Origin of the sequence: Paraburkholderia sabiae (assembly GCF_030412785.1) — a bacterium.
GTDB classification, from domain to species: Bacteria; Pseudomonadota; Gammaproteobacteria; order Burkholderiales; family Burkholderiaceae; genus Paraburkholderia; species Paraburkholderia sabiae.
Window position 1 is genome coordinate 1,344,895 of the sequence record NZ_CP125295.1, and the last position, 12,493, is coordinate 1,357,387.

At 63.0% G+C, this 12,493-nt stretch carries 9 protein-coding genes; 3 read left to right on the top strand and 6 right to left on the bottom strand.

The window, feature by feature from the left end; translation table 11 throughout:
* Window positions 1-46 precede the first annotated feature (46 nt).
* Window positions 47-2,311: an ATP-dependent DNA helicase gene (locus QEN71_RS06060; RefSeq protein WP_201650151.1), complete on the top strand. Its 2,265-nt coding sequence runs from the start codon at window positions 47-49 to the stop codon at window positions 2,309-2,311.
* Between the two features lie 265 nt (window positions 2,312-2,576).
* On the opposite strand, the gene QEN71_RS44760 is transcribed toward QEN71_RS06060, so the two are convergent.
* Both QEN71_RS44760 and QEN71_RS06070 read right to left on the bottom strand, forming a co-directional pair.
* Entirely contained in the window at window positions 2,577-2,852 is a 276-nt protein-coding gene (locus QEN71_RS44760) for a hypothetical protein (RefSeq protein WP_082427479.1), read from the bottom strand.
* Between the two features lie 231 nt (window positions 2,853-3,083).
* A complete protein-coding gene (locus QEN71_RS06070) occupies window positions 3,084-4,331 on the bottom strand; it encodes a cupin domain-containing protein (protein ID WP_201650153.1) in 1,248 nt (415 codons plus the stop codon).
* 32 nt (window positions 4,332-4,363) lie between these two features.
* On the opposite strand from QEN71_RS06070, the gene QEN71_RS06075 reads away from it, so the two are divergent.
* Window positions 4,364-4,915 (top strand): FKBP-type peptidyl-prolyl cis-trans isomerase, encoded by a 552-nt coding sequence (locus tag QEN71_RS06075; RefSeq protein WP_201650154.1) that lies wholly within the window; start codon window positions 4,364-4,366, stop codon window positions 4,913-4,915.
* A gap of 93 nt (window positions 4,916-5,008) precedes the next feature.
* On the opposite strand, the gene QEN71_RS06080 is transcribed toward QEN71_RS06075, so the two are convergent.
* The 4 genes from QEN71_RS06080 to QEN71_RS06095 all read right to left on the bottom strand — a co-directional run bounded on the left by QEN71_RS06080 (window position 5,009) and on the right by QEN71_RS06095 (window position 11,213).
* Window positions 5,009-6,220, bottom strand: coding sequence for a hypothetical protein (locus QEN71_RS06080; protein ID WP_201650155.1), 1,212 nt, complete (start codon window positions 6,218-6,220; stop codon window positions 5,009-5,011).
* On the bottom strand, window positions 6,207-8,885 hold the full coding sequence (gene mutS / locus QEN71_RS06085) for a DNA mismatch repair protein MutS (RefSeq protein WP_201650156.1): 2,679 nt from the start codon (window positions 8,883-8,885) through the stop codon (window positions 6,207-6,209). The genes QEN71_RS06080 and mutS overlap by 14 nt, the downstream gene beginning before the upstream one ends.
* Before the next feature lie 121 nt (window positions 8,886-9,006).
* Complete coding sequence (gene lplT, locus QEN71_RS06090; RefSeq protein ID WP_201650157.1) at window positions 9,007-10,305, bottom strand: lysophospholipid transporter LplT; 1,299 nt, start codon at window positions 10,303-10,305, stop codon at window positions 9,007-9,009.
* Window positions 10,306-10,409: 104 nt separating this feature from the next.
* Window positions 10,410-11,213, bottom strand: coding sequence for an inositol monophosphatase family protein (locus tag QEN71_RS06095; protein ID WP_201650158.1), 804 nt, complete (start codon window positions 11,211-11,213; stop codon window positions 10,410-10,412).
* A gap of 359 nt (window positions 11,214-11,572) precedes the next feature.
* Here QEN71_RS06095 and QEN71_RS06100 point away from each other — a divergent pair, with 359 nt between their 5' ends.
* A complete protein-coding gene (locus QEN71_RS06100) occupies window positions 11,573-12,403 on the top strand; it encodes an RNA methyltransferase (RefSeq protein ID WP_201650159.1) in 831 nt (276 codons plus the stop codon).
* The last annotated feature ends 90 nt before the right edge of the window (window positions 12,404-12,493 follow it).

The window sequence follows — 12,493 nt, forward strand, 5'->3', positions numbered from 1 at the left end:
CCCCGTTCAGTGTGTGGCGCGCCGGACTTTGCAGGAATCGCTTGCCTTGAACTCACCGCTTCAATCTTCTTCCCGGCCGGCGTCCGATGACGCATCGGGCGCTGTCGCGTCGGTTGCCGACGAGCGTGCCACGAAAGGCGCGACGGGCGGCGGCGCACTGGCCGCGTCGCTGACTCACAAGCGATCGTCGGAACTCGCCGACATCTTCGCCGCCGATGGGCTGCTGGCGCGTCAGATCGACGGCTACCGGCCGCGTGCTTCGCAGATCGAGATGGCGCGAGCGGTTGCCGCCGCAATGGAAGCATCGGGCCGCGCGATGCCCGAGCCCGCGATGTTCGAAGCGCAGAAGCGTCCCGCACGGCGCCTGCAACAATCGTCATCGGCAGCGGACGCTCAGTCAGATGCAAGCCCGGCTGCCGAAAGCAATCTCGAAGGCGGCGAAAACACGCTGATCGTCGAAGCCGGTACGGGCACGGGCAAGACCTATGCGTACCTCGTGCCCGCGATGCTGTGGGGCGGCAAGGTGATCGTCTCCACGGGCACGAAGCACCTGCAGGATCAGCTCTTCCAGCGCGACATTCCGACCGTGCGCGACGCGCTCGCCGTGCCTGTGTCCGTCGCGATGCTGAAGGGGCGCGCGAACTATCTGTGTCACTACTATCTGCAACGCACGGCGGACAACGGGCGTTTGCCGTCGCGCCAGGAAACGTCGTATCTGCAGGACATCATCCGCTTCGCGAAGATCACGCGCACGGGCGACAAGGCCGAGCTCGCAAGCGTGCCGGAGACGGCCGCCGTGTGGTCGATGGTCACGTCGACGCGCGACAACTGCCTCGGTCAGGAATGTCCGCACTACAAGGACTGTTTCGTGATGCAGGCGCGCCGCGAGGCGCAGCAGGCCGACATCGTCGTCGTGAATCATCACCTGTTCTTCGCCGACATCATGTTGCGCGATACGGGCATGGCCGAACTGCTGCCGACAGCGAACACGGTCATCTTCGACGAAGCGCATCAACTGCCCGAAACCGCGACGCTGTTCTTCGGCGAAACGCTGTCGACCACCCAGTTCCTCGAACTCGCGCGCGATTCGGTGGCGGAAGGTCTTGGCCATGCGCGCGATGCCGTCGACTGGGTGAAGCTCGGTGCAGCGCTCGAACGCTCGGCGCGCGATGTGCGGCTCGCGTTCAAGGAAGATTCCGTGCGTCTGTCGATCGGCCAGTTGCCCGACGATCATCCGCTCTTCCCGGCGCTCGAAGCCGTCGAAACCGAACTCGATGCGCTGGCTGACGCGCTCGCTGGACAGTCGGAGCGCGCGGAGTCGCTGGGCGCGCTGCTGCGCCGCGCGCGCGAGTTGCAGGAAGTGCTGTCGGGCTGGACGACGCCGCCCACCGAGACGGAACGCGAAGCCGCTTCCGATGCCGGCGCGGCAGCGGAGAAGAGCGATCCGAACGAGAAGGTTCGCTGGATCGAAGTGTTCTCGCATACCGTGCAGCTGCACGAAACGCCGTTGTCCGTCGCGCCTATTTTCGCGAAGCAACGCGCGGGCGTGCCGCGTGCATGGGTCTTCACGTCGGCGACGCTTTCCGTGCGCGGCGACTTCACGCACTACGCGGCGCAGATGGGTCTCAACTCGCGCCGCTCGATGACGCTGCCCAGTCCGTTCGATTACGGCACACAAGGCCTGCTCTATGTGCCGCGCAATCTGCCGCAGCCTTCGTCGCCGATGTTCACTGATGCCGTGTTCGATGCCGCGCTGCCTGCGATCGAAGCATCGGGTGGCGGCGTATTCATGTTGTGCACGACGCTGCGCGCTGTCGATCGCATTGCGTCGAAGTTGCGCGACGTGATCGAGTCGCGTGGCTGGAACATGCCGCTGCTCGTGCAGGGCGATGCAAGCCGCACGGAATTGCTCGATCGTTTCCGCTCGTATGGCAACGCGATTCTCGTGGGCAGCCAGAGTTTCTGGGAAGGTGTGGATGTGCGTGGCGATGCACTGTCGCTTGTCGTGATCGACAAGCTGCCGTTCGCGCCGCCCGACGACCCCGTGCTGTCCGCGCGACTCGATGCGCTGACGAAGAAAGGCTTGAGTCCGTTTGCCGTCCATCAGTTGCCGCAGGCGGTGATTACGCTCAAGCAGGGCGCAGGGCGTCTGATCCGCTCTGAGACCGATCGCGGCGTGCTGATGATCTGCGACACGCGGCTCGTCGACAAACCGTATGGGCGCCGTATATGGCAGAGCCTGCCGCCGTTCAAGCGAACGCGCGAACTCGATGTCGTGCGTGAGTTCTTCGAAGAGAACGCGCAGGCTTAAAGCGGAGTGCCCGTTGCAATAGATTGCCGCTGCAACGGGCGATGCATCCGGAATTGATTTGCGGCTGTGTCGCGCATTGACGACAGTGAAAACCGAAACGCATTCGAATGAATGCAAGCCGAATAATCGATATCCCTATTCGGCATAAAATCAGGCGCATAAAGCAAAACGCCACGGACTGAAATCCGTGGCGTTTTTTTTTGCCCGGGAAGCCCTCGGACTTCCCGTTGCAGTTTTCGCCCTGAGGCGAACCCTGTGCTACAGCTTACTGGCTTGCGCCCGAAGCCGGAGCAGCTGCCGAAGCAGCAGCGTCCGAAGCAGCAGCGCCTGCGTCCGAAGCAGCCGTCGAAGCCGAAGCAGCAGCGTCGCTCGCAGCAGCAGCAGCGCCCGAAGCAGCAGCAGCCGAATCCGAAGCAGCAGCAGCCGGTGCCGAAGCGGCAGCAGCGTCGCTAGCCGGGGCAGCTGCCTGGTCGCTGCTCTTGTTGCATGCAGCCAGTGCCACAGCTGCCAACAGGGATGCTACGAGGAGGGATTTCTTCATGATCACGTCCTTTTATGGTTAAAGGTAAGCAACAGCGCAAAATAAAACCGGTAATGTGCTCCAACACCGACCTGGGCCGCTGGTGGAGACCGCACTTCATGAGCGTGAATCTTCCCTACGGCTTGGGCGGAAATTATATGCACTTTCATATCGACCGTCGACAAATCCGGGGCCAATACGTTGTCTTTCTCAGACAATTTTTCGCTATACGGTATGACAGCGGAGCGAATCTTATCTCAGTTCACCCATCTGTATCCAGCCCGCACGATACCACTCGTGTAGCAGTGCTGTCACCGACGATTGCTCTGAGAGTGTTACAAAGCGTTTCGCACTCAGATAGCGGTTGTCAGCGAGTTCAATCACCCAACTTTTCACGCCGGACAGCTTGCTTTCTTCTCCATTCAGGTAGAAAAAACGATTGTCGTAAAGCAACACAGTTTTACGATCGAGCCGCACACCTTCCTTGCTTGCGCGCTTGATAAAACGCGCTTCATCGAGCGGACGTTCAGGCGGATCGAACACTACGCTCGGCTTCGGTTCGCTCAGATACGTGCCGAGAAACGCCGACACGTCCTTCTCGCTCCAGTCGATCTTAGCAAGGATCGCGCCCACCTTTTCCACAAGCGCAGCGGGCAGTTCCGCGGGCTTCGCGACGGCCGGCTGCTGCGGATCGCGATAGAGCGCAGCGCGATCGCGCGAGCCATCCGCTTCGCCGCGTTCGGCAAGGTAATAGAGGAACTGCGCGGCCAGTTCGCCAGTCGATGGCGCACGGAAACCGATCGAGCACGTCATGCATTCGCCTTCCGCGACGCCGTCGTGTGCGATGTGCGGCGGCAGGTACAGCATGTCGCCCGGCTCGAGAATCCATTCCTCTTCGGGTTCGAAGTGTTGTAGAACTTTCAACGGCAAACCGGGCTGCAACGTCAGATCGCGTTGCGCGCCGATGCGCCAGCGACGCTTGCCATGCACCTGCAACAGGAAGACGTCGTAAGAGTCGAAGTGAGGACCGACACCGCCGCCATCGGTTGCATACGAGATCATCAGATCGTCGAGTCGCGCGTCGGGCACGAAGCGAAAGCGGTCAAGTAGTGCGCGCGCGCGGTCGTTATGCAGATCGACGCCTTGCACGAGCAAGGTCCACGCACGTTGTTTCGCGGAAGGCAATTCGTCTGCAGCAAACGGACCATGCTCGAGTTGCCATTTGTTGCGGAAGTGCGTGATCAGGCGTGACTCGACTTCGTCCTGATCGGCCAGTTCGAACAGTTCGTCGCGCGAAAGCGGCGCGTCGATATCGGGGATGGCCTGACGAATGAGCAGTGGTTTTTTTTGCCAGTAGCGCTGCATGAATTGCGACGGCGTCAGATTGCCTAACAGCGTGGCGGGCTGATCGGGCGAGGGTGCGGAAGACATGGGAACGTGACTCGGAGCAGGACGCGCTGAAGCTTTGCCAGCGGGGTAGTCAGGGGGCCGCACGGGCATCGTATAATGTGAGTTGTAATCTGGAGAATCGAATGAAAATCGCAAAGAACACCGTCGTGTCGGTCTCTTACAAGTTGTCGGATGCGCAAGGCAATCTGATCGAGGAAAGCGACGAGCCGATGGTTTATCTGCACGGCGGCTATGATGGCACGTTCCCCAAGATCGAGGAAGAGCTCGACGGCCATGAGCCCGGCTTCGAAACCCAGATCCAGCTGGAGCCGGTGGACGCGTTTGGCGAGTACGATCCCGAGCTCGTGAAGATCGAGCCGCGCAGCCGTTTTCCTGAGCCGCTCGAAGTCGGCATGCAATTCGAAGGCACGCCGGAAGAGGGCGATGAAGATCTCGATTCGCTGATCTACACGGTGACCGACGTCGCGGAAGACAAGGTCGTGCTCGACGGCAATCATCCGCTTGCCGGCATGGCGCTGCGCTTCAAGCTGACGGTGAAGGACGTGCGCGAAGCGACCGACGATGAAATCCAGCACGAGCACGCGCATGGCGCCAGCGGCCTCGAAATCGTCGATGAAGACGATGATGAAGATGGCGGCGATGACGCGGAACCGTCACGCCCGACGCTGCACTGAACGGGCAGCGTTGGTCTGGTAAGCGACAGGAAGACGAAGCAGTACACGAAGCGGGCGCGTAAGCGCCCGTTCTCGCATCTGGTGCTTTGTGCGCTAGTTCAGGCCGCTGGCGCCTGTGCCTGAAGACGCAGGTTCCGGCAGAATCGGCGGCAATTCCGAAGCGGGTGAGGAGTCCGGCACGGGCGGCATCGAAGGCGGCACTGGCGGCGCCGTGTTCGGTAAAGCGGGCGCGGCAGGCAGCGGCAGGCTCTTCGGAACATCCCGTACAGTCACGCGAAACGGCGGCCGTTTCGCGAGATCGACTTCGACTTGTACCCACTGATTCTGAGGACTGCGCGGCGCGAATGCGATGCGCGTCAGATTCGTCACCAGATCGCCTTTGTCGTTGCGCAGAGGCTGGTCGATCATGAAGCCCGTATGCGATCGATCGTCGTCCTGATGAATGACGACGACGGGTCCGCGAAACGTCTCGGCCAGTTTCACGAGACTTCGCTTGAACTCCATGAAACCGTCACGCTTCGAACGATGCCCGAAGCGCAGCCACGCAAATCGTTCGGGGCGCTCGTAGCGCTCGGGATCGAAGTCGCCCTGAACCAGCACGACGATTGCGCGCGCGCCACGACGCTTCGCATACTCGGCGGCGTGGTCGAGCCAGAAGGCATTCGCGATCACACGATCTTCGAACTCGCCGTTGCGCCCGCCCGCGTACAGAAAATGATTGTTCGGGCCCGGCACGTTCAGACCGACGAACACCGTTTCGCCGACCATCCAGCGCACATTCTCGCGATATGGCCTGAACCGCGACACTTCGCTTTCGCGTGCAAGCGGAATCGGATTCTGTCCCATCGACGACGCGTCCGCGAACAACGTCTGCCGCAACTGATCGAGCCGTTCGACAGGATCGTAGCCGCCTGCTTCAGCCGTGCCGCAATCCGTCCAGTCATGCTGTCCAGGAATGAAGACGAGCGCGGGCTTCGACGTGTCGAGCAGCGTATGGCGCGTCTCGAACAGCGAATCGCGACACGCCTCCTTGCCGCTCTTCAGATTACCGTCGTACACGACGAACGACACATCCGGGTCACGTCCGATTGCTTCGAGCAGCCGCTGCGTGAGCGCTTCGTCGGCGGAGCTTTGCAGCGTGCTTCCGATGACTGCGAACGCGTAGTTCGGCGCGGCTTCCTTCGCAAACGACACCGAGGCATGCGCTGCCAGCGACAGCGCGATCGTCAGAGCCATGGCGCGCGCTGCGCCGTTCAGGCGACGGCGTGTCAGCGCGCGGCCAACGTGCGTGTCAGCGTGATGCATCTGGCGACTTGGCCAGTTCATGCAGTTCGAACAGCAGATCGAGCGCGTCGCGCGGACGCAGATCGTTCGGGTCGATCTCGCGCAAGCGTTCGACGAGCGCCAGAGTAGCGGGATCGAGCGCCGGTGCAGCGGGTTCGTCGTCGGCGTCTTCGAGCATCGCGACGGGCGCTGCAAAAAGATCGAGTTGTGGCGCAGGCTGTGCGGCCGACTGCTGCTCAAGATAAGCGAGGTGCTTGCGCGCAGCGCGAATCACCGCGTTCGGCACGCCTGCGAGTTGCGCGACCTGCAGACCGTAGCTCTGGTTGGCGGGACCTTCGTTGACGGCATGCAGAAAGACGATGCCGTGCCCATGCTCGACGGCCGACAGGTGCACGTTGGCCGCGTGCGGAAACTCGGCCGGCAGTTGCGTCAACTCGAAGTAGTGCGTCGCGAAGAGCGTATGACAGCCGTTGTGCGCGAGCAGGTGCCGCGCGATCGCCCACGCGAGCGCGAGACCGTCGAAGGTCGACGTGCCGCGGCCGATTTCGTCCATCAGCACGAGACTCTGCGGCGTCGCGTCGTTCAGGATCGCGGCTGCTTCCGTCATTTCGACCATGAAGGTCGAGCGGCCGCCCGCCAGATCGTCGGCGGCGCCGATACGCGTGAAAATGCGATCGATCGGGCCGAACGACGCACGCCGCGCGGGAACATAGCTGCCGACATACGCCATCAACGCAATCAGCGCGGTCTGCCGCATGAAGGTCGACTTACCGCCCATGTTCGGACCGGTGATCAGCAGCAGCTTGCGCTCGGGGTTCAGTGCGCAGTCGTTGGCGATGAACTGCTCGACCTGCGCTTCGACCACGGGGTGCCGGCCCTGTTCGATATCGATGCCGCCCGTCGGCGAGAAGCTCGGTGCGACCCAGTCGAGCGCGCGGGCCCGTTCGGCGAACGCTGCAAGCAGATCGAGTTCGGCGAGCGCCGACGCGACACGCTGACAATCGGCGATGAACGGCAGCAGCGATTGCAGCAGCGCGTCGTACAACGCTTTCTCGCGGGCGAGTGCGCGTTCCTGCGCGGACAGCGCCTTGTCCTCGAAAGTTTTCAGCTCAGGCGTGATGTAGCGCTCGGCGTTCTTCAGCGTCTGACGACGGCGATAGTCGTCGGGCACCTTGTCGGTCTGGCCTCGCGTCACTTCAATATAGAAGCCGTGCACCTTGTTGTACTCGACACGCAGATTGCCGATGCCCGTTCGTGCACGCTCACGCGTTTCGAGATCGATCAGGAACTGTCCACAGTTCTCCGAAATATCTCGCAATTCATCGAGGTCTGCATCGTAGCCGCGTGCGATCACGCCGCCGTCGCGGATCATTGCGGCCGGCTCCTGCGCGACCGCGCGTTTCAACAGGTCGACGCAGTCGGCGGGTGGTTCGAGCGATGCATCGATGCGCGCGAGCGAGTCCGCAGCCGCTGTCAGCGCAGTGAGTTGCGCGCGCAGTTCAGGCAACGCGACGAACGTGTCGCGCAGGCTGGACAGATCGCGTGGACGCGCCGACAGCAACGCCAGCCGCCCCGTGATCCGCTCGATATCCGAGATCTGCCGCAGCGCGCCGCGCAGTGCATCGAGGCTGGCTTCAGGCGGCGCGTCGAGCAATGCGCCGATGGCCTGCTGGCGTGCCTGGGCAAACGCGGCATCGCGCGGCGGATGATGCAGCCAGTGACGCAGCAGACGGCTGCCCATCGTCGTGCAGCAGGTATCGAGCAGCGAGCAGAGCGTCGGCGAGTCGGTGCCGCGCAGCGTTTCTGTGAGTTCGAGATTGCGGCGCGTGGACGGATCGAGCCCGATGTACTCCGATTCGTACTCGACTTTCAGGCTTCGCACGTGGCGCAACTGCTGACCTTGCGTGGCTGCCGCGTACAGGAGTAGCGCGCCTGCCGCGCCGCACGCGCACGACAGCGAATGCGCGCCGAAGCCGTCGAGGCCCGCCACTTCCAGTTGATCGCACAGCCGTTGCGTGCCCGAGGCGATATCGAAATGCCAGACGGGCACACGCGTGGTCGCGCCGAAGCCCGTGGGCACCGACCACGCATTGGAGTCGCCCGACGACGGCGCGTCGGCAACGAGGATTTCAGCGGGACGGATACGTTCCAGTGCGGCCGCGACCTGATCGGGCGCGACTTCGGCAAGACGTAGCGCGCCGCTCGCCAGATTGAGCCACGCGAGGCCGACCGTCGTCACCAAGCCGCGCCGGTTGTGGCCGGCGCACACGGCGAGCAGGTAGGTGTCGCTCTTGTCGGAGAGCAGGGCGGCGTCCGTCAGTGTGCCCGGCGTCACCACGCGCACGACCTTGCGCTCGACAGGGCCCTTCGACGTCGCGGGATCGCCGATCTGTTCGCAGATCGCGACCGACTCACCGAGCTTCACGAGCTTCGCGAGATATTGTTCGACGGCGTGATGCGGCACGCCCGCCATCTTGATCGGATTGCCGCCCGACGCGCCGCGCCGTGTGAGCGTCAGATCGAGCAGACGCGCGGCTTTTTCTGCGTCGTCGAAGAACAGTTCATAGAAGTCGCCCATCCGGTAGAACACGAGCGTGCCCGGATGCTCCCCTTTGATGCGCAGATACTGCTGCATCATGGGAGTGTGTTGCGTGTTGTCGCTTGCGGCTGCCGTTTGAGTGCCCATCCTCGTGTCTTTCTTGCGTAACTGTTCAGGGCGTGAGTTTAACCCGCCGACGCGAAGAGTGAACCTGGCCGGATGGCCAGGTTGCCGTCGCGTTACGCACTTGAGTAAGCTGCGCGAACGCTCATTCTTCGATCAGCGCGTGCATGTCGACCTTGTGAGCGTTGGCGGCGCTGCGTCGCTGCGCAAGCCACATCATCCCGGTGATGAACAGGCCGAACACGGCGATGATCCACTGCACGGGCATTTTCGCCGTCAGCAGAATCGCGTAGGCGCCCAGCATCAGCAGCACGGCGAGATTCTGGTTGAAGTTCTGCACGGCGATCGAATGGCCAGCCGTGAGGAGCGTCGCGCCGCGATGCTGAAGAATCGCGTTCATCGGCACGATGAAAAACCCCGACAGTCCACCGAGCAACACCATCAACGGATAGGAGAAGATCAGATAAGCGGGCGCGAACAGCTCGCCGACGCGCAGGCCCGCGCCGGGCGGAAACAGGTTCTTGCTGTAGAAGGCCATCGCGACTGCGACGCCGCCCGTAATCAGGCCGACGGGCAGCACTTTCAGCGACGCGCGCAGCGGAATCCACGCTGCCGCAGCCGATGCGCCGATGGCAATGCCGAGGCCCGCCACGCCCTGCATGACGGCCGCCTTCGACAGCGACAGCCCGAGATTCGCGTCGGCCCATTTGAGCACGAGCAATTGCAGCGTGACGGCGCCGCCCCACATCAGTGTCGTCACCCACAACGCAATCTGCGCGAGCCGGTCGGCCCACAACACGTTGAAGCAGCGCACGAATTCGCCGACCAGCGCGCCGGGCTCGACCAGCCGGTTCGGATAGCGCGCGCCTGTATCGGGAATGCCGACGTTGAGGGCCGCGGCGATCGCGTAGGTGATCATGACGGCGAGCATCGCGAGATCGGCGGCGGAATGGATCAGCGGCCACTGCATATGCTGAACCAGATGCGATGCGTAATTGCTGATCAGTGCGCCGCCCAGCATCGTGCCGACGATGGTCGACAGCACAGTCGCCGATTCAAGCCACGCGTTCGCCGCGACCAGCCGTTCGGCGGGCAGCAGCTCGGTGAGAATGCCATACTTCGCGGGCGAATACGCGGCCGCGCCGAAGCCGACCACGCCATAGGCGATCATCGGATGCACGCCGCCGATCATCATCAGGCAGCCGCCTGCTTTCAGCGCGTTCGAGATGAACATCACGTGGCGCTTTTGCAGCGCGTCGGCGAACGCACCGACGAAGGGCGCGAGCAGCACGTACGAAATCGTGAAGAAGATCTGCAGCAGCGGCGTGATCCACGCGGCCGAATGGATTTCGGTGAGCAGCGCGATGGCCGCGATCAGCAGCGCGTTATCGGCGAGCGACGACACGAACTGTGCCGCGATGATCGTGTAGAAACCTTTCTTCATGGTCCCGATTGGAACACAGCGCCCGTATTTTTGCCTTTGACGCACGCCGCGCGGCGGCACCAAAGAAAAAAGCGGCCGGAGCCGCTTTTCGAAGAGGTAGCGTCTTACGCTGCCTGTTCTTTGGTACGCGTGTAGCGCGACAGAATCGGAATCATCTGTGCATAAACCTTCGGGTTGCCAGCAACGATCTCATGCTGATGCAGGAAGTCCGAGTCGCCTGTGTAGTTACCGACGAGGCCGCCCGCTTCCGTGATGAGCAGGCTGCCTGCCGCCATGTCCCATGCGCTGATGCCTTGCTCGAAGAAGCCGTCGAGGCGGCCTGCTGCGACGTTTGCCAGATCGAGTGCTGCCGCGCCAGGACGGCGCAGGCCCGCGCACGACTTGGTCATGTCGGCGAAGAGTTGCGTGTAGGCCTCGAGCGTGTCCTTTTCGCGGAACGGGAAGCCCGTGCCGATCAGGCTGTCGGCGAGCCGGTCGCGGCGGCCGACGCGGATGCGGCGGTCGTTCAGGTAGGCGCCGCGGCCACGCGATGCCGTGAACAGGTCGTTGCGCGTCGGGTCATAGACGACCGCCTGCGTCACGATGCCCTTGTGCGCGAGCGCGATCGACACGCAGTAGTACTGGAAGCCGTGAATGAAGTTCGTCGTGCCGTCGAGGGGATCGATGATCCACTGGTATTCGGACTCGTTGCCCGATTCGCCGGACTCTTCGGCGAGGATGGCGTGATCGGGATAAGCGGTGGTCAGCGTTTCGATGATGGCCGCTTCCGACGCCTTGTCGACCTCCGTCACGAAATCGTTGTGCTGCTTCTTGCTGACCTGCACGAGGTCGAGATCGAGCGACGCGCGGTTGATGATCTGCCCGGCGCGGCGAGCGGCCTTGACAGCGATATTGAGCATGGGATGCATGAGCCTGGATCCTTGTGCCGGACGCGCACGGCGGCTGCCCGGTGTTGAGCTGAAAAAGCTGTTAATCAGGCGAAACGGGCAGCTGGCGCAACGGGGTCGCAACCTGGCAGCACATTCCGTCGACGGAGACGAATTGAAGAAGAGCGGTGCGCGGTGCGGAAGGCCCCGTGAGGCAAGTTGGACCGCGCGAATATCGGGATTTTACCTGAGTCTGGTCGTTTCCTGGCTTCCCGGGCGTCGGATAGCCGAACGGGATAGATGCGAAAGGGGCTTTGCCAGCCGACCTGGCAGACATTGGCCGATCGGCAGATGGAAAGAGCGGGCGGGCGGCGCTACCATTGCTGTTTCCTTGCTCTTCAATGCTTATCGTGGTTCAGACGCCTTCCTTGACCTCTTCCAGTCCCGCATCCGACAACGCCGGCGGTGTCGGCGGCGGCTTCACGTCGACGCGTTTCGTGCTCGTCGAGCCCAGTCATCCCGGTAACGTGGGCGCGGCGGCGCGCGCGCTCAAGACCATGGGCTTCTCGCGGCTCGTGCTCGTCTCGCCGCGCGTCGCGGACGTGAAAAACGACCCCGAGGCGATCGCGATGGCCAGCGGCGCGGATGATGTGCTCGCGTCCGCGCATGTCGTGCCTTCGCTCGCCGACGCGCTGTCGGGTGCGAGCTGGTCGCTGGCGTTGACGGCGCGCGCCCGCGAGTACGGACCGCCGCAACTCGCACCGCGCGCGGCAGCGGCGCAGGCGCGCGAGCATGCTGTCCACGGCGATATCGCTCTCGTGTTCGGCAACGAGCGCACGGGGTTGTCGAACGAAGATGTGGAGCGCTGCAGCGCGCTCGCGCATATTCCTGCCAATCCCGCCTATAGCTCGCTGAATCTGGCGCAGGCTATTCAGGTGCTGTCGTACGAGCTGCGGATGGCGTATCTGGTCGAAGGCGAGGGCGCCGATCCCGTGACGGGCAGTGCGGGCGCGCTCGCGGCCAGCGACGAAATCGAGCGGATGTATGTGCATCTGGAAAACGCGTTGATCGCGCTCGACTTTCTCGATCCCGGCAACCCGAAGAAGCTGATGTCGCGCTTGCGACGGCTCTTCGCGCGCTCGGGACTCGAGCGCGAGGAGGTCAATATCGTGCGCGGTATCGCGAAGCACATTCTGCTGAAGGCGAAAGGGCGCGACGCGGACGAGCATTGAGCCACGAGGGTGCGTTCGCGTCGGGAGTTGCACCCACCGACGTGAGGTATGCGGCGTACGTTGTGCGCCGTTGATGCCCGGGAAACGTCA